The organism is Paenalicyclobacillus macrosporangiidus (genome assembly GCF_900116805.1).
Classification (GTDB): Bacteria; Bacillota; Bacilli; order Alicyclobacillales; family Alicyclobacillaceae; genus Alicyclobacillus_H; species Alicyclobacillus_H macrosporangiidus.
This window is the reverse complement of sequence record NZ_FPBV01000016.1, coordinates 50,622-73,755: the sequence shown is the minus strand read 5'-3', so window position 1 is coordinate 73,755 and position 23,134 is coordinate 50,622. Positions and strand designations below refer to the sequence as shown.

The 23,134-nt window shown below is 66.1% G+C and carries 28 protein-coding genes; 8 read left to right on the top strand and 20 right to left on the bottom strand.

Features of this window, described 5'->3' with window-relative positions:
• The 3 genes from tsaE to BM357_RS13300 form a co-directional block, all read right to left on the bottom strand.
• Positions 1-507, bottom strand: a complete 507-nt coding sequence (gene tsaE, locus BM357_RS13310) for a tRNA (adenosine(37)-N6)-threonylcarbamoyltransferase complex ATPase subunit type 1 TsaE (RefSeq protein ID WP_217647697.1) — start codon at positions 505-507, stop codon at positions 1-3.
• Positions 504-1,523, bottom strand: a complete 1,020-nt coding sequence (thiL, locus tag BM357_RS13305; protein WP_074954328.1) for a thiamine-phosphate kinase — start codon at positions 1,521-1,523, stop codon at positions 504-506. The genes tsaE and thiL overlap by 4 nt, the downstream gene beginning before the upstream one ends.
• A gap of 253 nt (positions 1,524-1,776) precedes the next feature.
• The gene (locus tag BM357_RS13300; RefSeq protein ID WP_074954325.1) at positions 1,777-2,745 is read right to left on the bottom strand and encodes a hypothetical protein; all 969 of its coding nucleotides are present in this window, start codon (positions 2,743-2,745) and stop codon (positions 1,777-1,779) included.
• A 185-nt stretch (positions 2,746-2,930) separates the two neighbouring features.
• Here BM357_RS13300 and BM357_RS13295 point away from each other — a divergent pair, with 185 nt between their 5' ends.
• Together BM357_RS13295 and BM357_RS13290 are read left to right on the top strand one after the other, a co-directional pair.
• On the top strand, positions 2,931-3,542 hold the full coding sequence (locus tag BM357_RS13295; RefSeq protein ID WP_074954322.1) for a DedA family protein: 612 nt from the start codon (positions 2,931-2,933) through the stop codon (positions 3,540-3,542).
• A 15-nt stretch (positions 3,543-3,557) separates the two neighbouring features.
• Complete coding sequence (locus BM357_RS13290) at positions 3,558-3,809, top strand: DUF1450 domain-containing protein (RefSeq protein ID WP_074954319.1); 252 nt, start codon at positions 3,558-3,560, stop codon at positions 3,807-3,809.
• Positions 3,810-3,970: 161 nt separating this feature from the next.
• Here the strand turns inward: BM357_RS13290 and BM357_RS13285 are convergent, their stop codons facing one another.
• Together BM357_RS13285 and BM357_RS13280 are read right to left on the bottom strand one after the other, a co-directional pair.
• The gene (locus BM357_RS13285; protein WP_074954316.1) at positions 3,971-4,189 is read right to left on the bottom strand and encodes a DUF2922 domain-containing protein; all 219 of its coding nucleotides are present in this window, start codon (positions 4,187-4,189) and stop codon (positions 3,971-3,973) included.
• Between the two features lie 35 nt (positions 4,190-4,224).
• Positions 4,225-4,455 (bottom strand): DUF1659 domain-containing protein, encoded by a 231-nt coding sequence (locus BM357_RS13280; RefSeq protein WP_074954313.1) that lies wholly within the window; start codon positions 4,453-4,455, stop codon positions 4,225-4,227.
• A 247-nt stretch (positions 4,456-4,702) separates the two neighbouring features.
• Between BM357_RS13280 and wrbA the strand changes: the two genes are divergently transcribed.
• Positions 4,703-5,320: an NAD(P)H:quinone oxidoreductase gene (wrbA, locus tag BM357_RS13275; protein ID WP_074954310.1), complete on the top strand. Its 618-nt coding sequence runs from the start codon at positions 4,703-4,705 to the stop codon at positions 5,318-5,320.
• Positions 5,321-5,333: 13 nt separating this feature from the next.
• On the opposite strand, the gene BM357_RS13270 is transcribed toward wrbA, so the two are convergent.
• The 8 genes from BM357_RS13270 to acpS all read right to left on the bottom strand — a co-directional run bounded on the left by BM357_RS13270 (position 5,334) and on the right by acpS (position 12,345).
• Positions 5,334-6,317: an alpha/beta hydrolase gene (locus BM357_RS13270; RefSeq protein WP_074954306.1), complete on the bottom strand. Its 984-nt coding sequence runs from the start codon at positions 6,315-6,317 to the stop codon at positions 5,334-5,336.
• Between the two features lie 39 nt (positions 6,318-6,356).
• Positions 6,357-7,109: a gamma-glutamyl-gamma-aminobutyrate hydrolase family protein gene (locus tag BM357_RS13265; protein ID WP_074954303.1), complete on the bottom strand. Its 753-nt coding sequence runs from the start codon at positions 7,107-7,109 to the stop codon at positions 6,357-6,359.
• Between the two features lie 58 nt (positions 7,110-7,167).
• Complete coding sequence (locus tag BM357_RS13260; RefSeq protein ID WP_245783991.1) at positions 7,168-8,421, bottom strand: adenosylhomocysteinase; 1,254 nt, start codon at positions 8,419-8,421, stop codon at positions 7,168-7,170.
• A gap of 38 nt (positions 8,422-8,459) precedes the next feature.
• Entirely contained in the window at positions 8,460-8,810 is a 351-nt protein-coding gene (locus tag BM357_RS13255; protein WP_074954301.1) for a type II toxin-antitoxin system PemK/MazF family toxin, read from the bottom strand.
• A gap of 4 nt (positions 8,811-8,814) precedes the next feature.
• Complete coding sequence (locus BM357_RS13250; protein WP_074954298.1) at positions 8,815-9,108, bottom strand: ribbon-helix-helix protein, CopG family; 294 nt, start codon at positions 9,106-9,108, stop codon at positions 8,815-8,817.
• Between the two features lie 293 nt (positions 9,109-9,401).
• A complete protein-coding gene (locus BM357_RS13245; protein WP_083430497.1) occupies positions 9,402-10,379 on the bottom strand; it encodes a LolA family protein in 978 nt (325 codons plus the stop codon).
• A 56-nt stretch (positions 10,380-10,435) separates the two neighbouring features.
• Positions 10,436-11,893, bottom strand: coding sequence for a bifunctional ADP-dependent NAD(P)H-hydrate dehydratase/NAD(P)H-hydrate epimerase (locus BM357_RS13240; RefSeq protein WP_074954291.1), 1,458 nt, complete (start codon positions 11,891-11,893; stop codon positions 10,436-10,438).
• Positions 11,894-11,973: 80 nt separating this feature from the next.
• Positions 11,974-12,345: a holo-ACP synthase gene (gene acpS / locus BM357_RS13235; protein WP_245783990.1), complete on the bottom strand. Its 372-nt coding sequence runs from the start codon at positions 12,343-12,345 to the stop codon at positions 11,974-11,976.
• A gap of 212 nt (positions 12,346-12,557) precedes the next feature.
• On the opposite strand from acpS, the gene BM357_RS13230 reads away from it, so the two are divergent.
• Positions 12,558-13,295, top strand: a complete 738-nt coding sequence (locus BM357_RS13230; protein WP_074954287.1) for a hypothetical protein — start codon at positions 12,558-12,560, stop codon at positions 13,293-13,295.
• Positions 13,296-13,370: 75 nt separating this feature from the next.
• Here BM357_RS13230 and BM357_RS13225 read toward each other — a convergent pair whose 3' ends face one another.
• Positions 13,371-14,222, bottom strand: coding sequence for a DUF190 domain-containing protein (locus tag BM357_RS13225; RefSeq protein ID WP_074954284.1), 852 nt, complete (start codon positions 14,220-14,222; stop codon positions 13,371-13,373).
• Positions 14,223-14,347: 125 nt separating this feature from the next.
• On the opposite strand from BM357_RS13225, the gene BM357_RS13220 reads away from it, so the two are divergent.
• Positions 14,348-14,545: a hypothetical protein gene (locus BM357_RS13220; RefSeq protein ID WP_074954281.1), complete on the top strand. Its 198-nt coding sequence runs from the start codon at positions 14,348-14,350 to the stop codon at positions 14,543-14,545.
• 106 nt (positions 14,546-14,651) lie between these two features.
• Here BM357_RS13220 and BM357_RS13215 read toward each other — a convergent pair whose 3' ends face one another.
• From BM357_RS13215 to BM357_RS13205, 3 genes are all read right to left on the bottom strand, one after another.
• Positions 14,652-15,842 carry a CaiB/BaiF CoA transferase family protein gene (locus tag BM357_RS13215; RefSeq protein WP_074954279.1) on the bottom strand — a complete coding sequence of 397 codons (1,191 nt, stop codon included), beginning with the start codon at positions 15,840-15,842 and terminating at the stop codon, positions 14,652-14,654.
• A 70-nt stretch (positions 15,843-15,912) separates the two neighbouring features.
• Positions 15,913-16,677: an enoyl-CoA hydratase/isomerase family protein gene (locus BM357_RS13210; RefSeq protein ID WP_074954276.1), complete on the bottom strand. Its 765-nt coding sequence runs from the start codon at positions 16,675-16,677 to the stop codon at positions 15,913-15,915.
• 96 nt (positions 16,678-16,773) lie between these two features.
• On the bottom strand, positions 16,774-17,481 hold the full coding sequence (locus BM357_RS13205) for a GntR family transcriptional regulator (RefSeq protein WP_083430496.1): 708 nt from the start codon (positions 17,479-17,481) through the stop codon (positions 16,774-16,776).
• A 97-nt stretch (positions 17,482-17,578) separates the two neighbouring features.
• On the opposite strand from BM357_RS13205, the gene BM357_RS13200 reads away from it, so the two are divergent.
• The gene (locus tag BM357_RS13200) at positions 17,579-18,487 is read left to right on the top strand and encodes a P-loop NTPase family protein (RefSeq protein WP_074954273.1); all 909 of its coding nucleotides are present in this window, start codon (positions 17,579-17,581) and stop codon (positions 18,485-18,487) included.
• On the opposite strand, the gene BM357_RS13195 is transcribed toward BM357_RS13200, so the two are convergent.
• Positions 18,476-18,655: a hypothetical protein gene (locus tag BM357_RS13195; protein ID WP_074954270.1), complete on the bottom strand. Its 180-nt coding sequence runs from the start codon at positions 18,653-18,655 to the stop codon at positions 18,476-18,478. The two genes, BM357_RS13200 and BM357_RS13195, sit on opposite strands and share 12 nt — an antisense overlap.
• Positions 18,656-18,838: 183 nt before the next feature.
• On the opposite strand from BM357_RS13195, the gene map reads away from it, so the two are divergent.
• On the top strand, positions 18,839-19,585 hold the full coding sequence (gene map / locus BM357_RS13190; protein ID WP_074954267.1) for a type I methionyl aminopeptidase: 747 nt from the start codon (positions 18,839-18,841) through the stop codon (positions 19,583-19,585).
• 221 nt (positions 19,586-19,806) lie between these two features.
• On the opposite strand, the gene BM357_RS13180 is transcribed toward map, so the two are convergent.
• A complete protein-coding gene (locus BM357_RS13180; protein ID WP_074954379.1) occupies positions 19,807-20,817 on the bottom strand; it encodes a YeiH family protein in 1,011 nt (336 codons plus the stop codon).
• A gap of 199 nt (positions 20,818-21,016) precedes the next feature.
• On the opposite strand from BM357_RS13180, the gene BM357_RS13175 reads away from it, so the two are divergent.
• Positions 21,017-21,904, top strand: coding sequence for a LysR family transcriptional regulator (locus BM357_RS13175; protein WP_074954261.1), 888 nt, complete (start codon positions 21,017-21,019; stop codon positions 21,902-21,904).
• 20 nt (positions 21,905-21,924) lie between these two features.
• Here BM357_RS13175 and BM357_RS13170 read toward each other — a convergent pair whose 3' ends face one another.
• Positions 21,925-23,073 carry a VIT1/CCC1 transporter family protein gene (locus BM357_RS13170; RefSeq protein WP_245783989.1) on the bottom strand — a complete coding sequence of 383 codons (1,149 nt, stop codon included), beginning with the start codon at positions 23,071-23,073 and terminating at the stop codon, positions 21,925-21,927.
• Between the last annotated feature and the right edge of the window lie 61 nt (positions 23,074-23,134).

Here is a 23,134-nt window from a genome sequence, read left to right as displayed (position 1 = left end):
CTAGAACAGCCATCGTTTCACCCACTCGTCCAGCAGTGCCTGGCTGCGCGGCCCGCGCGCCCGGCAGCGCAACTCCCGTTCGTCCACGCGCGGCAGGGGCGCGGCCACCAGCTCCACCTCGAGGGCGTCCTCCAGCCCGTCCGCCGCCGGCCCCGCCCACTCAATCAACACCGCCGCGTCCGATTCCAGGTAATCCTCCCAGCCCAGGTCCGCCAAGGCCTGCTTGGCCGCCTGGGTCCCGGATTCCTCCCAGAGCCGGTACAGGTCCATGTGTACCAGCGGCACACGTCCTTCGTACTCGGCAATCAACGTGAAGGTGGGGCTCGTTACCTCCGCGGCCACGCCGAGTCCCGCCGCCACGCCCTTGCAAAACGTCGTCTTTCCGGCGCCGAGCTCCCCTGACAGCAAAATCACGTCCCCCGGCTGCAGGATCTCGCCCAGCCGCTCGCCCAGGCTGCGGGTCTCCCCGGGGCCGCGGCTGGTGATGGACATCTGCTGCACCTTCACGGCTCGTTTGCCTCCCGCGGCGCGAAGTGGTTGAAGCCCCTCGGCTCCACCACTTCCAAGCGCCCGTCTTCGTATTCGGCGATCACGCCGTCCCCCGCGTCCACGCGCCCAATCTGGGTGAGTTTGACGCCGGACGACTCGCAACGGGCCAACGCCCGCGCAAAGGCGAACGGAGGCGCCGTCCCCACCAGCTGGTAGTCCTCTCCGCCGTACCAGGCGTAGCGCAGCGGGTCCTCGCCCCGCCGCCGCGCGAAGTCCCGCACCGCAGGCGCCACCGGCACGCGCGTGGCCTGGATACGCAGGCGGACGCCGCTGGCGCGGCTGATCTCGTTCAATTCATTGGCGAGGCCGTCGCTGATGTCGTCGAGGCTCGTCGCGCCAGCTTCGCGCAGGATGGCCCCCGCCAGCAACTGGGCGCGCGGACGCCGGTGGCACGCCACCAGCTCTGCCGCCACGTCCCCCGCCACGGGGGTGCCATCGAGCAGGAGCGCCAACCCAGCCCCCGATCCGCCGACCCAGCCGGTGACGAACACCACGTCCCCCGGCCGCGCCCCGCTTCGCAAGACCGCCTGTCCCGCCGGCACCGCGCCAATCACCGTGCAGGTGACGACCATCGGCCCGCCGGTGCGGATGACGTCTCCGCCCACGACACTGACCTCGTGATCCCGGCAGGCCAGGGCGATGCCGTCGTACAGCGCCTCCAGATCCGCCAGCCGGGCGGCCTCCGGGACGGCCAGCGCCACCACCAGGTGCCGGGCTTCGCCGCCCATCGCCGCGATGTCGCTGATGGTAGAGGCGGCCGCCTTGTAGCCCACGTCCGCAAACCCCATGGTGCGGGTGAGGAAGTGCACCCCGTCGACCATCGCGTCCGTGCTGACCAACACCTGTTCACCGGGATCGACCGCCAACACCGCCGCGTCGTCCCCCACCCCGGTCACCACCGTGCGTCCGGAACTCGGCACCCGCTGGACCAGCCGTTCGATGAGGCCAAACTCGTCCAACCCATTCACGCCCATCCCTCCGCCCGGCCGTCCGCGGCGTCGTCCATTTCGCCGCCGGCCGTGGTATACAGCACCTTGGCGTCGCGGATGTCGTCCGGTTCTCGCATCCTCAACAAGGTTTCACTCCTGAATTCGTCCGTTTTCCATATCATATCAGGTTGCGGACCATCTCCAAACCGAACGCCAGATGGACACCCCAGGGGAGACCCCGCCGCGCCCCGGTACCTCCCCTCGACACATCCATTTGACGCCCCGGCCCCTCACATCCCTACAGGTCGGGGCGATTCTCGGCAAACGTGAACCAGACGTACGGCAGCCGGAACTGGGATTCTGCCACCCACATCCGCTTGGCGGTGTACCAGCCCACCTCCGGCTTCAGCCGTACGTGCAACACCGTGTCCGCCCCGTCGGTCTTCACCGAAACCGAGCGGATAAACTCGTTCTGCTCGCCGGCGAGCCGCTTGGGATCCAGCGCCAACGCCGTGTTCAGGAACCGAATGGCCATCTCGCCGGACGATTTGTCGTACGAGGTCTTCGTGTCGGGAATCCCCGTCGCCCCGGCCCAGAACGAACTCTCCTTCCCCGGAGCGGGCGCAAATGCCGCCTGCAGACCGTCAACCGTCAGCCGAACCTCGCTGAGCCTCTCCGTCTTCTTGTCTCCGAAAGACTCGGGTTGATTCAACGGGGCATAGTACGGTTCATCCACCTCGAAAAACGGAGATTTGGCATCCATGCGATAGCAATGCATGACGAACGGGAAGTCCACCGAAGCGTCGATGTCGTTCTCCCCGGTGGCCATCAGCAGGATGTCCGTGTCGTCACGCACCTCCATCAACGTGGTGAAGTATTTTGAAGTCGGCAGCGGGTACGGCTTGCCGTCTTCGCCCCACCAGTCCCATCGGTCGGGGATGGTGGGATCCCCGTAGCTGTAGGTCACCAATTCACCGTGGAACTGCGGATAAGGCTGTATCTTCACCACATTCAGATGATTCTCCGCATAGTGTCGCCGAATGACGTCTGGATTCACGACATCCTTCGAGTCCGCCACCGTCCCCTTCGTCGCTCCCCCGGCCGTCTCTACCACCGCCTGCCCGTTTGTCGTCTGTTCGGCCGCATTCTGTCCGCCCGCGCCGGAGGTGGCGTTGTTCGATCCGGTCCCCTGCGCGGTACACCCCGCCAAGCCCCCGCAGATCAGCCACAGCGACAGCCACGCCCGTGCCGCGCCCTTCCGCGTCATATCGTCCCCTCCCGAATCCCGGATGGATTGCGCATAGGTCCCCTCGGTCTCGCTTCCATGATGCATCATCCACCCCCAACCATTCCCATTCCATTCTACCATCCGAAGCGGGTTTTGAGCCCTGGCCGTCGTGGATGGGACATCATCGCCTGGACGCTGTCGTATGGATGAAGACGTGGAGGAGGATGCGCGTGTTGGACTGGTTCGGCGGACTCGCCGGCGCCGTCGTCGGATGGGGGTCTCCCGGCGTCTTCGTGGCGATGGTCATCGAAGGACTGGGGTTGCCGTTCCCCGGAGACGCGGTGCTCGCATTCTACGGCTTTCTCGCCGCCCAAGGCCGGATGCACCTGGGCGGCCTGTGGGTGTTCGGGACCGCAGGTTACGTGACCGGAGCCGGGATGGCGTTCTGGGCGAGCCGGCGTTTCGGGGCCCGTTTCGTCCACGGCATCGGGGGACGTCTTGCGCTGCTCAGCGACCGCGGCATGAGTCGCACCACCCGCCTGATGGACCGGTGGGGACCGTGGATGCTGGCACCGGGCCGGTTCCTCCCCGGTGTCCGATCCGTGAGCGCCTACGTGGCCGGCCTCAGCGGCATGGACTGGCGGCCGTTCGTGCTCTACACTGGCATCGGCGCCGGGTTGTGGTGCACCGCCTGGGTCGGCGCCGGGTATTGGTTCGGCGAGCACGTGGACGATGTCCTGGCGCGATCGCGCACCATCCTGGGCGGAGCAGCCGTCGTCGCCGCCGCTGCCGCAGCGGCGGTGTGGCTGTACCGCAGGCGCGCCGCGAAAGGATGAAGGTGAGGAAGCAGCGTGGAAGAGGTGCGAAAGATTGAGGTCTGTGTCAGGAACCTGCCCCTGGGAAGCCAACGCGTCTGGGAAGAGACCGCGGGACGGTTCCCCCAGGTTCGACTCCGGCGCTGGGCGTGCCTCGGCCTGTGCGAAATCTGCGTACGCAGGCCGTTCGTCCTCATCAATGACCAGGAGGTCCTTCAGGCGCAAGATGCCGAGACGCTGTGGGAAGTGGTGCGCCGGCGCATCGAGGCAGGCGTTCAGTTGCCGTGACGTGCATTCGATACCCTGGCAGGGCAGGCCCTCCGGCATGGCCGGAGGGCCTGAAGGTGTGCGCGGGGACGTCTGCCGCCTGGGCGGGGGGTGTCCATGGGGTGTACGGCGGGGTCCGCCGCATCTGAGGAGGACCCGCGCTGTCGGCGGCAAGCCTGATGTCACGCGATCTCGGTGGAATCCGTCACCACCTGCGTGGCGGCGGCCCTTTTCACAATGACGCCCTGCGGATACGCGAACACGTTCTTCTGGACAATCAGGTCCATGGCGTTCTGTACCGCCGCCGCGTCGACCGGTTGTTTCGGTGACGGGATGGTGATGCGCACCCGCTTATTCTGGTCCGTCAGGAACTCGAGCTGCAACACCGTCTTCGAGGCCATTCAGCCTTCCCTCCTCTCCATGTGGATTCCCCGCGTTACGCCTGCGGGCCGGGTTCGATGGCGTCCTGATGGACGCGGGCGATGGCGTGCAGCGGCAGATCAAACAGGGCGGCGAGGGCCTGGCCGACCGCCAGCAGGTCGTCATCGGACGCAGCGGGCGACACGTTGGTAAAGTTCCGGTTCTGGATCCTCGGCATGCCGCTCACGGTGGTGCCGACCTGGAACTGCAACTGCAGGTGACAGGACTGCGGAGTGACCTGCGCCATCCGGATTCCCTCCTTTCCGCGCCTCATCCCGGCGCACCCTTTCCCATGCATTCAGCGCCCCATTTTGGGGGACAAGCCTGACCGCCACCGATGCGCAAGCCGTCTGGGGCATCGAAAGGGACAGCGGTTGACAAATCGTAAGTAACTCAACTATAGTGAACCGCGTGAGGCCGCACCTCACCGCATGCGCGACCGCGTGAAAGTACACGCTCACCAGAGGAATCGCCCAAAGAACGGAGGAGACATCATGGCAAACGTGAAACTCGCAATCCTCTATTACAGTTCCACGGGGACCAACCACAAGATGGCGCAGGTGGCGGCGGAGGCCGCCAAACAGGCGGGGGCAGAGGTGAAGGTGCTGAAGGTGCCGGAGCTGGCGCCCGAGGAGGCCATCGCCCAGAACCCGGCGTGGAAGGCGCACTACGAGGCGACCCGGGATGTGCCCACCGCTTCCGCGGCGGACATCGAGTGGGCCGACGCGCTGCTGTTCAGCGTCCCCACCCGCTTCGGCAACGTCCCGTCCCAGATGAAGCAGTTCATCGACACCCTCGGCGGATTGTGGTTCCAGGGCAAGACGGTCAACAAGGTCGTCAGCGCCATGGTGAGCGCGCAGAATCCGCACGGCGGCCAGGAGGCGACCATCCTGTCGCTGTACACGAGCATGTACCACTGGGGCGCCATCGTCGTCGCGCCCGGATACACGGACCCATCGACGTTCGCGGCCGGCGGCAATCCGTACGGGACCAGCGTGACGGTGACCGAAAGCGGCGAGATCGACGACAAGGCCGTCGCGGCCATCCAGCACCAGGCGCGCCGTTTGGTCACGGTCGCACAGTGGCTGAAAGCAGGTCAGGCCCAGGGCTGAGCCCTGGGCTTTTTCAAACCATCGAGGATTTGACGGCGCCGCGGAGGGCGAGGTCCGGTTCCTTGTCGGCGAAGAATGTGAGCATCTCCGCCGCGTGTGCGCGCCAAAAGCCGTAGTTGTGGGCGCCGGGGTATTCGCGGTACACGACCAGATCGCCGCGGGACTGAAGGGTTTGGTAAAGCGTCCGATCCGCCGCGAGAAACGGATCGCTTTTCCCCTCAATCATGAGAATGGACAAGCTGCCCAGGTTGCGATGGGCGGCGATGGTGATGGGATCTCTGGCCGCCTGTGTCGCGCGGTCGGGATAAATCCACTTCAACTCCGCCGGCGGCTCCCCCACCCACAGGGCTGCACTGATGACCCCCACCTTCGAGAACAGGTCAGGATGCAAGAACGCGTCGTGCAAGGCGGCAAATCCGCCCATGGAGAGCCCGCCGATGTACCGGTGAGCGGAATCGGCGGCGGTGCTGTAATGGCGGTCGATGTAAGGAACCAGATCCCGGATGATGTAGTCCTCGTACATGCCGCGGTTGTAACCTCCCACGGCAGTGGCAGCAGCGGCGGTGTTGATCCCGTAACCGTTGTCCATCTGAGGCGAGACGATGATGAGCGGTTGGATCTGGCCGCTGGCGATGAGTTGATCGGCGGCGTGGTTGATGCCGATGGCGCCGTCCATCCAGGTGTCGGCGCGTCCGTCCTTGCCGTGAAACAGGTACAGCACCGGATACCGCCTGGCGGTGTTGTATCCGGGCGGCAGATACACGTCCACGGCCATGTTCTTTTTCAGCGCGGGGCTGTAGAAGGAGAAGGCATGCACGCCGGGCTGCGTTTGCAGGGAAGGCGTGGCACTGGGCGGCGAGGACGGCAGGTCCCCCACGGGAGAACAGCCGGAGACCGCGCTGGTCATCACCAGCGTGGCCGCAATGCCAACCCTCCACAGCACCCCTCCGGCCGTGGTCTCGGTCATGCGCACGGGTCCTGCCTTTTCTTCGGTCATCACCGGCCACCTCCGCAGCGAACCCCCGCCCGGATCGCCTTAGATCACGACGGTGCGCCGCTGTGCCGCGGCTTCCACGAGGCCCCGAAACAGCCCGTGATGTTCCGGCCATCGCTGCCACAGGTTTTCGGGGTGCCACTGCACGGCGACGACAAACGCGTCACTGTCCACACTTTCCACGGCTTCTATCAAACCTTCCTCATCCCACGCCACCGGCCGCAGTCCGTCCCCCACGTCCTTCACCGCCTGGTGGTGGAAGGAGTTGCACCGCACCTCCGTCCGGCCGCCAAACAGCGCCGCCAAACGGCTGTCGGGCTCCATCCGCACGCTGTGACTGAGATGGTCCCGGCGCGCTTTCTGGCTGTGCTGAATCCGCCCGCCCCACTGGCGCGGCAGGTCCTGATACAGCGTTCCGCCGAAGGCGACGTTCAACACCTGAATCCCCCGGCAGATGCCGAGGATGGGTTTGTTTCGGCGGCGCATCCGTGTGATGAGGGCGAGCTCCAATTCGTCGCGCTCCGGCACCACCTGTCCCAATCCCGTCACGGGGGATTCGCCGAACCGATTCGGGTCGACGTCCTCCCCGCCCGCCAAGAGCAGGCCGTCGAGGCGATCCGCGAGCCGGTCGATGGCTTCTTCATCCGTCAGAAACGGGATGATGACCGGGACGCCGCCCGCGGCCTCCACCCCCTTGGCGTAGTCGTCCGAGCACACCAAGCCCATGAGGACGGGTGCCGGTGAACTGGTCTGGATCACATGCCGGGTGCCCGTGATGCCGATAAAAGGCCGCATCCCCTGCATCTCCTTTTCTTTGATAGACCTGGTTGGGTGCGTGCGCAAAGCGGGGACATCACGCCCGCCAGCTGGCCAGGTACGCCCGCTGCGCCGGCGTCAGCTCGTCCACCGAAAAGCCCCAGGCCGCCAGGCGCATCCGCGCCACGCGCTCATCCAGCTCACGCGGCAAGGGGTGCACGCCGGGCGCGAAATCCCCTTGCACCACCGCGCGCAGGGCGAGGGCCTGCAGCGCGAACGTCATGTCCATCACTTCCACCGGATGGCCGTCGCCCGAGGCCAGATTCACCAACCGGCCCTGTGCCAGCAGATACAACCTGCGCCCGTCGCGCATCCGGTACTCTTCAATGTTATGCCGTACCTCGTGCACCGACACCGCCAGCTCGCGCAGGTCCGGCTTCGAAATCTCCACGTCGAAATGGCCCGCGTTGGCAAGAACCGCGCCGTCCTTCATCACCTCGAAGGCCGGGCGCGTGATGCAGTCGCGATTGCCCGTGACCGTCACGAAAAAGTCCCCCTGGCGGGCCGCCTCCACCAGCGGCATGACGGTGAAGCCGTCCATGACCGCCTCGAGGGCGCGAATGGGATCCGTCTCGCAGACGATGACGCGGGCCCCCAATCCCTTCGCCCGCATGGCGACGCCCTTGCCGCACCAGCCGTAACCGACCACCACCGCCGTCTTGCCCGCCACCAGCAGGTTCGTGGTCCGCATGATGCCGTCCCACACCGACTGACCCGTGCCGTACCGGTTGTCGAACAGGTACTTGCAGTAGGCGTCGTTCACCGCCATCATGGGAACCTTCAAGGCCCCCTCCGCCTCCATCGCGCGCAACCGCAGGATGCCCGTCGTCGTCTCCTCGCAGCCGCCGCGGACTTCCGCCAACTGCTCCGGCCGATCCCGATGCAGCGTCGTGATCAGATCTCCGCCGTCATCGATGATGGCCTCCGGATGAAAGTCGAGCAGACGCTGAAGGTGCCGGTGGTACTCCTCGTCCGTCGCCCCCCGCCACGCGTAGGCCGTCACGCCCGCGTCCACCAGCGCGGCCACCACGTCGTCCTGAGTCGACAGCGGGTTGCTGGCTGCGACAGCCACCTCTGCGCCGCCCGCCTGGACCAACAGCGCCAGGTTCGCCGTCTTCGCCTCCAGATGCAGGCAGATGGCGACGCGCTTGCCGGCGAACGGACGCTCCTGTTGGAACTGTTCACGCAATTGGGCCAGGAGCGGCATGTGCGCGGACGCCCAATCGATCTTGCGGCGCCCCTCCGGCGCCAATGCGATGTCCCGGATCTCCGAATCATGCACGGGATTCAAGGCTGCAACTCCCTTCCACACGCCAGCGGCCCGGGCGGTCACAGATCCACCAAGCCCAGGCTGATCATCAGTCCTTCATTGACGCGTTTCATCATGTGTTCGTCGAGGTGGGTGATCTTCGCGGTGAGGCGTTGCTTGTCGATGGTGCGGATCTGTTCGAGCAGGATCACGGAGTCCCGTTCCAGGCCACTCTGGCTCGCGGAAATTTCGACATGCGTCGGCAATTTCGCCTTCTGGATCTGGGCGGTAATGGCCGCAACAATCACGGTGGGGCTAAACCGGTTCCCGATGTCGTTCTGGATCACGAGAACCGGCCGGAAGCCGCCCTGTTCAGAGCCGACCACCGGCGAAAGCTCGGCAAAAAAGATGTCCCCCCGCTTGACGTTCAAGCTGTTACACCCCGCTCACCAGTCGCTCCACGGTACCCCCGGCCTCATGTTCCAGTGGAAACGCCTCCAAAGCGATGCGCAGGTTGATGCGTGCCATCTCCAGGTAGCCCTGTTGCATCGCCGCGCGGATGTCGGCTTTCCAGTGTTCCGTGACATATCGCCGCATCGCTTCCCGGATGATCTCACTGCGGTTGGTCTGCGCCCGAAGGGCGATGCCATCCACCTGCTCGAGCAGTTGCTGGGGGATGTTGACGACGACTCGCTTCGTATTCCCATTGGACACGCGCGGCACCTCCATGCGGAACGTAACCCTGACCGATGCGTACAACCGGTATTATATCGGTGCCGAAAAGCGGCTGTCAAAAATCGGCCACGGTGGTCAGAGGCCACCATACGCCCCCATCGCTTTCGGCCTCGGCGTGGCACGCCGGCACGGCGTCGCGGATCGCCCCGCCATCCGCACGCGAAGCGGCGCAACGGCGGGGCGCAATGAGGCTGGGCCACGACGAAACATGTCGCGCGAGGATGAGGGGTGTGCCGCGAAGCGGCTCCCTTTCGCACAGGAGCGCAGCGGTACGCCCCTCATCTCATTCACTTGCCCACCTGTCCGAAGGTGGAGATGGCCACCTCTTTCATCTGATCCAACGACAACTTGTCGCTGGTCAACGAGAATTGCACGCCGTTGTGAATCCACATCAGGCGCTGCGCGTTCCCTGAACCCGCGAGGACCGCCGGGACGCCGAAGAGATCCACCAGCTTCCCGCCCGGGACACCGGCCACGCCCGGGTCCGGGCGCCACTCCTCGAGCGTGAAGTCGTACGGCCCCGTGTAGCGGAGCAGCCAATCCGTGGCCGACAGTTGATCGGACAGGTCCTGCTTGTCGCCGAGGATCTCCTGGGGTTCGACGAAGGTGAACTGGCTGTCCTGCACGGTGGTCGTCTTGACCGCGCCGGACGACGCCAACTTCTGGGGATCGAAATCGGCCTGCTGATACTTGACGCCCGTCTGGAAGGAGGTGAACTCGATGGTGACGACCGCCTTGTTCTCCTTGTCGTACAGCACCACTTTCTTCGGTTCCAGGGTGTTCACACTCAGGTCCACCTGTTGTTTGGCGACGATGTCGTTCTCTGGCGTGATGGGCATCGTGAAGGTGTACACGTCTCCTTTCTTGCTCACCTTCACGTCCGGTGATGTGGAGAGTTGGTGCAAAATTTGGTCGTACAGGTAGATGTGCCCCTGATTCTGCGCCCAGTTTCCGTTGAAGCGAAACACCTTCTGCAGCGTCGGGCTGACCACGAACATGCCGCTGCCGTTGCGGACGATGATCTGATTGATGTTCTTGTTCGCGTCTCCCAAGGCGATTTTGTAGACTTCCGGCGAATCGTAGTCCGTCTCGATGTAGTACGTCTGCGATCCGTTCTCCATCTGCACCGTCATTTTGGCCGTGCTCTGATAATTGCTGGCGCTCAGCTTCTCCTGCTGGGTCTGCAGTTTTGCGTTCATCGCATCCCTGGAAGGCGCACCGCACCCGGCGGCCAACCCCGCCGCCAGTCCCACCGCAACCAACATTCCACTGACCCTACGCATACTCCACCTCGCCTTTCTCGACGAACACCCACAACCTGCTATCCCCCTGACGGCGTGTCGAAGCAGGCCGAAATTGCTCGGGAAATGTGTTCGACCACATCCGCCGCCATGGTGCTGACGGATCCCACCTGTTCACCGGCGAGCTCCCCGGCCCGGCCGTGCAACCAGGCACCGGCGCACGCCGCGGTAAACGGGTCGGCACCCTGGGCCAACAGGCCGCCGATGATGCCCGCCAGAATGTCGCCCGTCCCGGCGGTGGCCAGCGCTGCGTGTCCGGTCGGATTCACGCGGATGCGGCCGAGGGCATCCGCAATGATGCTCCGGTAGCCTTTGAGCACCACCACCGCGCCGGTGCGCTTGGCCAAGGCTCGGACCGCCGCCAGCCGTGACGCCTGGACCTGGTCCGTGGTCCACCCCAGCAGGCGGGCGCACTCCTTTGGGTGGGGCGTGAGCACCCAGGTGTCCAGGGCACGGCCCGCCTCGAGTGCCAGAGGCAGCGCGTCGGCATCGATCACGCCGGGACCGGTGTGGCGCTCGATGACACGGCGGGCCCGCTCCCGGTCCGCGTCCCGGTCCCCGAGCCCGGGACCCACGACCACGGCCTGGCAGTCCCCGTGCCACGTGTCCGCCCGGAGGGCGTCGCGCAGGACGAACTCCACCGGTACCGGGACGGGCAGCGGAAACTGGGACCCGAACACCACCAGTCCTGCACCCGCCCGCGCGGCCCCGAGACCGGCCAACACCGCGGCGCCCGGCATCGGTCCGGCCAGAACCCCGACGCGGCCGAAGCTGCCCTTGTGCGACTCCGGCCGCCGCGGGGCAATCGCCCGGCGGACGTCCTCCTCCTGCACCCAGGCGGCATACGGGGCCGCCGGATCCAACGGGATCCCGATGTCAGCCACCTCCACCCGTCCCGCGTACAGGCAGCCGGGGGTGACGGCGGTGCCGAGCTTCTGCGCCGCCAGGCAGACGGTCACATCCGCCCGCACCGCCACCGAGGGCACCTCCCCGGTGCTCGCGTCCACGCCCGTCGGCACGTCCGCCGCCACGGTCCACGGCGACTGCTGGTTTATCTGTTCGGCCAACCGGCGCATCGTGCCCGCCAACGGTCGGGCCGTCCCGGTGCCGAGCAGCGCGTCCACAAAGGCGTCGGCTTCCGGAAGCGGGTCCCCGTCCGAATAGACTTGGTAGGGAACGCCGCTCGCGATGGCCATCTCGGCCGCCTGCGCGGCTTCGCCCTGCAGTTGCCCGGGATCGATCACGCTGACCACCGTCACCCGGATCCCCCAGTGATGCAACCAGCGCGCGCAGGCCCATCCGTCGCCCCCGTTGTTGCCCTTGCCGCAGACCACGGTGACCCGCTGCGGCCGCCCGCGCCCGACCGCCTGCGCGATGGCGCGCCCCGCGTGGTCCATCAACACCAAACCGGGTACACGCAGTGTCGTGATGGTGTGTCTGTCTCGTTCTTGCATCTGTTCGCTGGTGAGCAGAAACACTCGGTACCCTCCCCGAGGATTGGTATAGTTTATTCCGCCCGTCCCACGGATAGTACAATCCCCCGCCGGTGGCACCGGGGTCAGCCGTCCGGGTCCCACACCGCGACCGCGAACGCCAGTTCCCGGGTGTGGGTGATGCTGACCAGCACGCGCCCGACGGGCGGCACCCCCGCCGGCCAGGCGGCAAAACGGGCCACGAGGCCCGTATCCTCCAGCACGATGCCCACCCGCGGCATGCCGAGCCGCCCGATGCCGCACCCCAGGGCCTTGGCCACCGCTTCCTTGGCCGCGAATCGCCCGGCGACGAACTCCACCCGCCGCGCCGCCGGAAGGACCTCCGCCTCCCGGAGCTCCTCGGGATTCAACACCCGCGCCAGGAAGCGTTCCCCGTGCCGGGCCAGGGCCTGTTCCACGCGGCGGATCTCCACCACATCGCTGCCAATCCCTCGCAACAGATCTGATCTCTCCTTTCCCTCGTGCCAGCACGGACCCGCATCACGGCAGCGGTCGGACGCAAATCCGCCCTCGCCCCGCCAGAGATCTGATCTTTGCCCGCCCGGATGCGTTCGCGGGCCTGTCCTCTTTTGTGGCGAGAGCCGGTTGGGTAGAATGAGACAAAGACTTCGTTCCGTGCGAGCCTCTCCCGACAAGGAGTGAATCTCCCGTGGTCCAGCGTTTCTGGCGCGCGTTTCTCAGCCTCGCGGCGCTCGCCGCTGCATTCAGCGCCGTCTCCTGGGTGTGTCTCCGGTGGGCCCACGTGGGCTTGAGCGCACCGGGTGGACGCCTGCAGCTGCTCACCCTGCCGACGGGCTTCCCGAGCCTCTGGAACTTCATCCATCCCGCGACGGGCGTGCACTGGGTCTTTCCGCTTTTGGTGCTGCTCGTGCAGGTCTTTCTCACCGGCGGATTTTACGGGGTGCTGGTGCGCGTTGACACTGGACAGCCGGCTGGCTTGTCCACGTTTTTGGCCGACGCCGCCCGGAGTTTCTGGCGCCTGTTGACGTGGAACCTGCTGTGGACCGCCCTCGGCCTCACCGCGGTGGGCATCGCCCAGGCGCTGCCGGCTCTGGCCACGCTCCTGTCTGTAGGGGTTCTGCTCGCGCGGTTCGTATTCCTGTTTGGAGACGTGGCGCTGGTGTGCGAACCGGCGATGCGGGAGGCCATCCGTTCGGCAGCGGAGGCCCTGCTCCACGGCTTCGCGCCGATGCTCCCGTTCGGCGCCGTGATGGCCGCGTCGACCGGGGCCTGCCTGGCGATCTCCGCCCAACTGCCGGGCTGGGGGCTCCTCGCCCTCGGGGTGGTGTACAGCGTCTTCATGGCCTGGGTCCTGCACATGGTGGCCGCGCGCTATCTCTACTTCTCGCGGTGGGAAGAGCGCGCCGGCTTGCACCTTTCTTCCTGATGGCGGAGGGCGTTTCAACCGACTCCTCCCGCTCCGGTTCGCGCCACCCGTCGCCGGCTTCGGTCGGAACGAGGGTCAGGGGTGGTGCCAGCGCACGCGGCGGCTGACGACCAACCCCTCGTGACCGACAAACTGAACCAGCGCCGGCAGATGGGATTCGAGCCGGTCCTGGCGATCCAGTGCGGTCACCATCACCGGGGCGTCGTGCGCGCGCAGCAACCACTGCGGTTCATGGACGCGTCGCTGCTCGCCGAACCCCGTCAGGCCGCGCGTGGTGGACACCCAGAGCACGCCCCGCTTGCGCAAGAACTCCGCCACGGCCTGATACACCGGCTTGCCCTGAAGCGTCCTTCCTTCCACGGTGTAGACCTGCACCATCAGCCCTTGCTCCGCCCCGTCGCCGGGCGATGCACGGCCGCCGAAACCGCGGGACGGTACGTCCTCACCGCCAGCATCTTTACCGCCCGGCGCGCCGCGGGTCCCATCGCCAGCCGGTCCCAGGGCATCCCGGGACGCGTCGCGGGACGGACATTGCGGCGCACCACTCGCCCGGATGCCCGGTGGGCCAGCCCGTCCACCGCTCCCGAGCATCCTCAACCACACCGATGCCTCGTCGCTCACCACGAGGCCATGGGCGTCCACCAACGTCCGCAGTTCCGGCAACCAGCCGGCGATGGGCGAAGCGTGATCGACAAACGCCAACATGACGGGCAATTCGTTGGACGCCACCTCACTCTCCACGCTGCGAAACGCCCCCCGGCCATGGCCGCCCTCGATGCCGACCCAAGCGGTGCCGCCCCGGATCCCGGCATCCAGAGCGCTGCGCAGGATTGCCCGGTACAGCAGCCGCCCGCGGGCGCCGGTGATGGCGCCGTTCCACAGACCGACGTTGAGCACCGTCCACTGCTGCGCCTCATACTCCCCCATGCGAGGACTCCCCTTCTCCAACGCGTGCGCACCCTTGCTGAAACGTATGCGCAACTGTGGCACAATAGGTCACGGCAGGCCCACCCAGGCCGGCCACCCGTATGCCATCGAGGGAGGGCTCGCCGTTGCACAACCTGGTCCATCTGCTCATCCGCCTGTCGTTCATCCCGCTGTCCGCAGTGGTGGTCACCGCATTCGCCGCCACCCTCCCCGGGCGCAGGCAGCCCATGACACGCCGGGCCCGCCTCGGCTGGCTGCTGGCGGGCGCCTGCATCGGAGCGGTGTTCCTGCTCAGTGACGGATTGTATGCGCCGCAGACGTGACCGGTCACCGGCATTTGTTGCACTGCTTTCCAGTTTTCCTCCGTCCGGCGGTTTCCACACATCGCCGGGCGCAAAAAGGCCACCCCAGGGGGTGGCCCAATCCCAATCAGTTCCCAGGCTTTTCGCCGGCGACCGCCCGGATCTCCTCCTCCGGGATGCCGAACTCGCGCAAAACCTCCTCCGTATGCTGGCCGAGCAGAGGCGGCGCCGCAAACGGACGGACGCCCCCTTCGCCGTGATGGAACTTGACCGGCACGCCGACCGTCTTGACCGTGCCCGCCGTCGGGTGCTCCACCGTCGTGACCATCTCCCGCTCCATCACGTACGGATCGTCGTACAGCTCCGACAGGCGGTAGATGGGGCCGCACGGAATCCGGATGCTGCGGAAGAGATCCACCCACTCGCGCACCGTCCGCTGGCGGAACTTCTCCTCGAGCATCGGAATCAGCACGTCGCGGTTCATCACCCGGTCCGGGTTGGTCCGGAATCGTTCGTCCTCCGCCCACTGCGGCTCCCCGATGGCCTCACAGCACTGGCGCCACATCTTGTCGTTCCCGACGGCCAGGTTGAAGTACCCGTCGCTGGCCGGGAACGCCTGATACGGGCAGATGTTCGGGTGCGCGCTGCCCATTGGGCGCGGGTTCTTGCCGCTGGCGAAGAAGTTGCCCGCGATGTAGGTCTGCATCGAGATCATCGTCTCCAGCAGCGACGCGTCCACCCACTGCGGCTCCCCGGTCCTGTCGCGGTGATGCAGCGCCGTCAGGATGCCGATGATGGCCCACATGCCGGCCCCGACGTCGGCCAGCGAGAAGCCCGGCTTCACCGGCGGGCCGTCCGGCTCCCCGGTGACCGACATCAGGCCGCCCATCCCCTGGGCAATCACGTCGTACCCGGGTTCGTCCCGGTAACGCCCCGTCTGCCCGAATCCCGAGATGGACGCGAGGATGATGCGCGGGTTGATGCGCTTGAGCTCCTCAAACCCGAAGCCCAGCCGCTCCAAGGTCCCCGGGCGGAAGTTCTCGACCACCACGTCCGCCTTGGCGATGAGGCGGCGCAGGACGGATTTGCCCTGGTCGCTCTTGAGGTCCAACACGATGCTCCGTTTGTTGCGGTTGATGCTGAGAAAGTAGGCGCTCTCGCCCTCGATGAACGGCGGCCCCCAGGTGCGGGTGTCGTCCCCGCCGGGCGGCTCGACCTTGATGACGTTCGCCCCCATGTCGGCGAAGTACATCGTGCAGAACGGGCCGCTCAAAATACGCGTCAGGTCGATGATGGTGATGTCGCTGAGATAGCCCACCGGTTTCTCTCCCTCCGTATGTCGCCGATTGCCGCCGCACCGAAGCCGCGGCGAGCCAGAACCGCGCCCGTCAGAAGCGGGCGGGACGTTTCTCCGTGAACGCGCGCACCCCTTCGACGAAGTCCCGCCGGTCCACCCAGTGCCGCTCCCGCTCCGCCTCGCCGGCCAGCACCCGATGAACGCTGTCTTTAACCGCGAAGAGAGAGGCGCGCGACTGCTGGAGGATGGACTTGGCGAGATCGAGCGTGCGCTCGTCCAGTTCCTCCTCCGGCACCAACTGATTCAACAGGCCCAGCGCCAGCGCCTCCTCGGCCGAGTACGATCGCGCGGTATACACCAACTCCTTCGTGCGGCTCGGCCCGAGGATGGCGATGAGCCGGCGGACAAACGGCGTCTGCAGGGTGATGCCCAGCTTGCCCACGGGCATGCCGAAACGGGCCAGGGGAGACCCGATGCGCAAATCGCACGCCAGCGCCAGGACGAATCCCGCCCCGTAGGCAGGCCCGTTGATGGACGCGATGGTCGGGACCTGCACCCGCTCCATCGCGGCGATGGCCCGCTCCATGGTCTCGAAGGCGTCGTCCGCCTCGTCGACCGTCAGCCTCGCAAATTCTTTGATATCGCTGCCAGCGGTGAAATCCCGGCCGCCGCCGCGCAGGATGAGCACCTTCGTCTTCTGCGGCAGGTGCTCGCACCACTGCGCCAACGTCTCCCACATCCCGCGCGTCAACGCGTTGCGCTGGCGCGGCCGGTTGATGGTGATGATCCCGACCGGACCGGTCAACTGAAACCGCATGCTGCCGAACTGCTCGAATCGCTGGACCGTGACCCGCACGCGACCCACCCTCTCTCGATTTGTCGATTGTCGACAATCCATTCGACGAACCGACGGTTCATTCCTATTATTTCGGAATGACCGCCCTTTCGTCAATCATGTTCGAGTGCCCGGGGGCACCTCCGCGCGCGTGCCGAGGGCACGGTGGAGCCCGTGATCGACATTCTGCGCCAGGACCCGCTTGGCTTCTTCAAAATCCCCGCGCTCCAAAGCCGCCACGATGGCCCGGTGCTCCTCGTAGGAAGCCCGCATCTGAGCCGCCTCCTGCGTCGAGAGGCGCAGCAGCAGGCGCAGCAGGTTCTGCAGTTGGCGGTAGAGGCGCAGCAGGACTTCGTTGCCGGCGAGATCGAAAATCAATTCGTGAAAGGCCTCGTTGAACTCCGCGTACGCCTCCGCGTCCGATTCGGCCAGCGCTTGTTCCATATCCGCGAGTACGGCGTGAAACCGCTCCGCCGCACGCCGGCTCCAGGCGTGCCGGAGCCGCTCCACGGCAATCTGCTCCAACCCCTGGCGCACCTCGTACAGCTCGCGGATCTCCTTTTCGGTGTACGCCTTCACCACGGTGCCCCGGCGGGGCTGGCGCTCCACCAGCCCGTCAATCTGCAGCAGGTACAGCGCCTCCCGCACCGGCGCGCGGCTGGTCTGGAACTTGGCGGCCAAGTCCTCTTCCTTCAACCGCTCGCCCGGGCGGAAACGGCCCTGCAGGATCTCGGTGGCGATGTAGTCGGCAATTTGCTGCGGCAAAGATTTCCCAAACTCAGAAGATGAGGCGCCCAGCATCGGCCAAAAATGGTTGTCCAACATCTGCGACGCTCCTCGTCCGCACAGGCGGACAATCGTGTAAGATTGAGATCAGTCTACCATACGACGGGCGGCTTGCGGCCACAAGGGGGAACCGGACATGCAGATCTACGGCTTGGTGGGACCGAGCGGCACGGGCAAGAGCCACCGTGCAGAACGCGTGGCCCGGCAGGTGGGGGCTCAGATCATCATCGACGACGGCCTGCTCATCCACGGCGGACGGGTCGCGGCTGGTTTTTCGGCCAAGTTCGAACCCAACCGGATTGCGGCGGTCAAGCGCGCCATATTCACGGACGAGGAGCACCGGAGGCAGGTGGCGGAGAGGATCCGGCAATTGGCGCCGAACACGGTCCTGGTGCTCGGCACCTCCACCCGGATGGTGGAGACCATCTGCCGCCAACTCGGGCTGGAAGGGCCCATCACCTTCATCCCCATCGAGACCGTCGCGGAGCTGCGCCACCGGGACCTGGCCGCCAATCTGCGCAGGCTCGGCATGCATGCCATTCCCGTCACCCCCGCGCAACTGGAGATCCCGCGGTTTCAACAATTCCTGCGCCGGCTGCGGTACCGCCTGCACACCCCGCGCACACCGGCGACCGGCCCCACGCCCGTGACCGTCGTCAACGCCGCGTTCTCGGGGGGCGCCATCTACATCCACCCGCGGGTGGTGCGCGACGTGGTCATACAGCTCGCGCGCCAAGAGGGGCATCCGTTCTCCGTCCGGACCGTCCGCACGCGCCTCGAGGACCAGGTGACGGTGCACGTGCACGTCCGGGCCATGTGGCAGCCGGACATCCCGGGTGCGGCCCGCCGCCTGCTTCGGGACATCCGGACCTATCTCGAGGATAACCTCGGTTTCTCGGACCCGGAACTGATCCTGCATGTCGACTCCGTGCATCCGCCGGGGGCGGCGCAGGAAACCGGATCCCCGGACGCGCACACGGCGGGCGTCCCTGAGGAAGACCGGACATCCGCGGCCCGCAGCGGGCCCGCCGCGTCACTCCGGTGACCAGAAACGGCTGTATTTTTCAATCACGGTCTCTCCCACGCGCTCCCTGTCCTCCGGGGTCAGCTCCGGGACCACCACCTGCTTGCAGGTCGGACAGGTCCACGGTTCGACGAACTCCGCGCTGGAATACGCGGTTTCCCCGCAGTGCGGGCAGACGGCAGACGCCATACGCATCTCCTCCTTCCGGCCGCAATTCTCCGAATGGCCGTAATCCATGTTGTCACCATCATAGGCGCTGCCGTGCGCCGGTTCAATCGGATCGGGTTCCCATTCGGTTCGTACGGAGGGCCGCCTTGTGGTACAGTAAGCACGAATCCCCGCACGCGGGGCGGAACGGATGGAGGTCTTCACGTGATCATCACGAAGAGCCGATATGAGATCAACCTGATGCGAGAAGCCGGTAAGGTGGTGGCCGAGTGCCACGCCGCTTTGGCGGATTTCATCCGCCCCGGCATCCGGACCAAGGACATCGACGCGTTCGTAGAGTCCTTTTTGCTGCGACACCACATGGAACCCGCCCAGAAGGGCTACCGGGGGTACCCGTTCGCTTCCTGCACGTCCGTCAACGACGTGATCTGCCACGGGTTTCCTGGCGACTACGTGCTGCAGGAGGGCGACATCATCACCGTCGACATGGTGGCGTTGCACAAGGGGTTGCACGCGGATTCGGCGTGGAGCTATGCGGTGGGCGAGATCAGCGAGGAAGCCCGGCACCTGTTGACCGTCACCAAAAACGCACTGTTCAAGGGCATCGAGGTGGCGGTCGCCGGGAATCACATCTCCGACATCGGCCACGCCATTCAGACCTACGTGGAATCGGAGGGCCTGTCGGTGGTGCGGGAGTACATCGGCCACGGCATCGGCCGAGAGATGCACGAGAGCCCGGAGGTGCTGCACTACGGCCCGCCGCACCGGGGACCACGCATCCGCAAGGGCATGACGTTCACCATCGAGCCCATGGTTAACACGGGCACCTATGAGACGAAGCTCGATCCCGACGGCTGGACGGCCCGCACCGCGGACGGCGGCCTGAGTGCCCAGTACGAGCACACCCTGGCCATCACGGACAACGGCCCGGAGATCCTGACCCAATTGTGAGACCCCGGCGCGGCGGGAGCGCGGCGGTGGATCCCCCTATCGCTCGCGCTCCCGTTCCCGCTCCATGCGCCGCCGGACGCGCTCCTTTGGGCGCCAGCAGTCAAACCGGTAGGCCGGTTTTGTGTCATACCCCAACCGCTGGCAAAACGTCCGTACTCCCGACGGCCTGCGCTCTGCGCGAAAGTGCACACACGATGCGCAGCAGTGGTATCGGGTCTGGTCTACCATACGAACAGCAGCGTCAGACCCGACAGCAGGGCCGACGTGGCGACCATCGCAAGAAACGGCCGTACCGCCTTCTTGCGCACGTCCTTCAGGCTGACGTTCAGTCCGAGCCCCACCATCGCCGTCGTGAGCAGGAAACTGCTGAAGGTGGAGACGTCCTGCATCCACGTCGCGGGGACGTGCCACAGCGGCACCAGGTAGCTGCCGACCAGGCTCATCACCAGAAAGCCCACCAGGAACCACGGAAACTCCACCTTCACCGGGCCTTCGTGCCCGCCCCGCCACTTCATCCACAGCATCATGCCAAAGGCCAGCGGGATCAAGAGAAGGACCCGGCCCAGTTTGGCCAGCAAGGCCACCGCCAACGGCTGCGATCCCGCCGGCGCCGCGGCCAACGCCACCTGCGCCACCTCGTGGATGCTCACGCCTGACCACACCCCGTACTGCATGGCCGTCAAAGGCAACCAAGGCCGCACCAGCGTATAGGCGATGGCGAACACTGTCCCCGCCAAGGCGATGATCCCGGCAGCGATGGCCGTGTCCTCCTCCTTGGCGCGCAGGATGGGCGACACCGCCGCGATGGCCGAGGCCCCGCACACCCCCGTCCCGACGCCGAGCAGCAGGGAGAGCGAGGTGTCCGCCTTCCACCACTTGGCCAGCAGGACCATGAGGCCGATGGAGAACGCGATGGTCGCCACATCGCGCATCAAGAGCCCCAAGCCGTCGTGCAGGATGATGGCGATGTTCAACTTGAGCCCGTACAGCACAATCGCGAAGCGCAGCAGCCGCTTCGCGGAGAACTGGATCCCACTGCGCAAGCGTTCGGGATACCCGGCCCATTGCCGGTAGGCAACCGCGATGGCGATGGCGCAGGCCAACGGGCCCACCCGGTTCAACCCCGGGAGGCGCGCCAATCCGGTCCCGAGGGCGGCGATGACCAAGGTGAAGGCCACCCCCAGCGCAAAGCGGCGGACGGCCTGCGCGCGCGCGTCCTTGCCTTCGGTGATCCGCGCCGCAGCCGAAGCGGAAGAAACGGCAGAAACGGAAGAGGCAGAAAATGAGGCGTTGGGACCCTCCACATGAATCCCCCCCTTTGGTGACCTGTCACTCCCCAGGGTACGCACGGATCTTCCATAGGTAAAATGAATGATTGATATGATGTAGATAAGGAATTCTTATCATGTGAACGAGACGGGAGGCCTGAGGATGGATACACCGCTCGAGGTGTTCATCGCCGTCGTGGAACGCCGGAGCTTCTCACGCGCCGCCGAAGACCTGCACATGACCCAACCGGCCGTGAGCCAGCACATCCGGGTGCTCGAGGAATACTACGGTGTCAAATTGGTCGAGCGCAGAAACCGGTTCATCCGGTTGACCAAGGCTGGCGAGGTGCTGTACGCGCAGGCCAAGCGGATCGTCCGGGAATACGCCCACGCCCGCCGGTTGTTGGAAGACCTCACGCAGAAAGTCCAGGGGCCCCTGCGCATCGGGGCGAGCCTCACCTTCGGCGAATACGTGCTGCCGCGCGTCCTGGCCCGGTTTCGCCGTGTACACCCGGATGTGCAGCCGGAGGTCATCATCGCGAACACTCGCCACGTGGCGGAACAGGTGTTGGCGCGAGAGCTCGACGTCGGCATCGTAGAGGCGGAGCTGCGTCATCCCGAGTTGGAGGTCACGCCGTTTTTGCCCGACACGATGCGGGTGATCCTCCCTGTGGATCACCCGCTGGCAAGCGCCGAACGGGTCGAGGCCAGCGCCGTGTCGGGAGAGACGTGGATCGTGCGGGAACAGGGCTCCGGCACGCGGGAGATGGCCGATCGGTTGCTGGCCCAGGCGGGCATCCGGCCGCGTGCGGTGATGGCTTTCGGGAGCAACCAGATCATCAAGGAATCGGTAGAAGCGGGTCTCGGCGTGGCGCTCTTGTCCGAGCGCGCACTCGGCAAGGAACTTGCCCTCGGGACGCTGGCCAGCGTCGAGATCGCCGGACATCCGGTACGGCGCTGGTTCTCCACCGTGGTCCACGCTTCTCAATTTCGGACGCGCACGGTCGACGTGTTCTTGGCACACCTGAGGTCGCGCCCGGATTTTTCCTAGACCAAGGCGCACCCCCGCGCTCAGCCGCCGGCCGCGACGCCGAACACGCGGGCCGCGAGTTCGCCGAGACCGTAGGAGACGACACCGACGATCACTCCGACCAGCGTCATCTCCAGGCCGCTCGCCCACCAACTGCGCACGGTGATCAGGCTCTTGGCCGCCCCCACCGCGAAGTGGGCGAGGATGCTGACCACCGCCGCGGCCACCATGGCCGGCAGTCCGTTCATGAAGAAAAACGGGACGAGCGGGATGACGCCGCCGATGAAGGTCGAGACCGCGCCGAAAAGCGCCGACTTCCAGGGGTTGCCCTGGTTCGCCTCGTGAATGCCGAACTCCTCCAGGACCATCGTCTTGAGCATGGCATCCGGATCTTGGGCAATCTGTTCCGCAATCCGCTGGGACTCCTCGGGCGTGAATCCCTTGAGTTGGTACAGCAGGGCCAGCTCCTCCACCTCATGCGCCGGGTCTTGCTCAATCTCCTCCCGCTCCTGGCGGATGGCGGTCTCCATCACCTCGTTCTCCGACCGCGTCGCCAGCCACGCGCCGGCGCCCATCGACAGAGTGCTGGCCAGGGCGCCGAAGAAACCGCTGATGAGCACGGTGTGCGTGTTGGCGGTGTAGCCGGCCACGCCGGCGATGATGCCGAAGATGGCGCCGAGGCCGTCGTTGACCCCGTAGATGGCGTCCCCGAGCCAGTCACTGGTCCCCTGGCGGTGGCGCTCGCTCTTCCACAGCTTGTCCAACCGGCGCTGCGCCGCCTGGCGGGAGTGCAGGAGCGCATCGAGATCGCCGTGCTGCGCTTCATCCCGGTCAATCTGGTCGATAATGCCGAGGATGTCTTCGTCGTCGATCACGTTGCGCAAACTCTGATACCAAGCCCCGTTGCCCTGTTCAATCGCCTCGATGCGCGCCAACAGCTGCGGGCCGTCCCCTTCGGGCGCCGTCACCCGCGGCACTTCCAGCGCCCCCGTATCGACACCGAGGCCGGCCAGCTTTTCCTCCCACATCTGCGCATGCCGGCGTTCCACCTCGGCCAGGCGGACCAGAATCTCTTTGCGCCGGGGATCGCGCTCGGCGTCGGCGGACAGCTGGTACAACTGCGCCGCCTCCATCTCGCGCCGCCAGTTTTCGACCAGCGTCTTGACGAGATACGTATCGTTCCGGCTCACGGCTTCACCCCCATGCTACCGACATCCTACAACAATCCGTTGTTCCTGGACACCCTCCCCA

Bases quoted from the DNA above. Each gene is read 5' to 3' on its own strand.
- BM357_RS13250 (WP_074954298.1), bottom strand. From the start codon at position 9,108: ATGGAGGTGCCGCGCGTGTCCAATGGGAATACGAAGCGAGTCGTCGTC.
- BM357_RS13200 (WP_074954273.1), top strand. From the start codon at position 17,579: ATGCAGATCTACGGCTTGGTGGGACCGAGCGGCACGGGCAAGAGCCAC.
- thiL (WP_074954328.1), bottom strand. From the start codon at position 1,523: ATGGGCGTGAATGGGTTGGACGAGTTTGGCCTCATCGAACGGCTGGTC.
- BM357_RS13175 (WP_074954261.1), top strand. From the start codon at position 21,017: ATGGATACACCGCTCGAGGTGTTCATCGCCGTCGTGGAACGCCGGAGC.
- BM357_RS13225 (WP_074954284.1), bottom strand. From the start codon at position 14,222: ATGGGGGAGTATGAGGCGCAGCAGTGGACGGTGCTCAACGTCGGTCTG.
- BM357_RS13270 (WP_074954306.1), bottom strand. From the start codon at position 6,317: ATGACCGAAGAAAAGGCAGGACCCGTGCGCATGACCGAGACCACGGCC.
- BM357_RS13195 (WP_074954270.1), bottom strand. From the start codon at position 18,655: ATGGCGTCTGCCGTCTGCCCGCACTGCGGGGAAACCGCGTATTCCAGC.
- BM357_RS13205 (WP_083430496.1), bottom strand. From the start codon at position 17,481: ATGTTGGACAACCATTTTTGGCCGATGCTGGGCGCCTCATCTTCTGAG.
- BM357_RS13280 (WP_074954313.1), bottom strand. From the start codon at position 4,455: ATGGCGCAGGTCACTCCGCAGTCCTGTCACCTGCAGTTGCAGTTCCAG.
- BM357_RS13285 (WP_074954316.1), bottom strand. From the start codon at position 4,189: ATGGCCTCGAAGACGGTGTTGCAGCTCGAGTTCCTGACGGACCAGAAT.
- BM357_RS13265 (WP_074954303.1), bottom strand. From the start codon at position 7,109: ATGCGGCCTTTTATCGGCATCACGGGCACCCGGCATGTGATCCAGACC.
- BM357_RS13245 (WP_083430497.1), bottom strand. From the start codon at position 10,379: ATGTTGGTTGCGGTGGGACTGGCGGCGGGGTTGGCCGCCGGGTGCGGT.
- BM357_RS13295 (WP_074954322.1), top strand. From the start codon at position 2,931: ATGCGCGTGTTGGACTGGTTCGGCGGACTCGCCGGCGCCGTCGTCGGA.
- BM357_RS13300 (WP_074954325.1), bottom strand. From the start codon at position 2,745: ATGACGCGGAAGGGCGCGGCACGGGCGTGGCTGTCGCTGTGGCTGATC.
- wrbA (WP_074954310.1), top strand. From the start codon at position 4,703: ATGGCAAACGTGAAACTCGCAATCCTCTATTACAGTTCCACGGGGACC.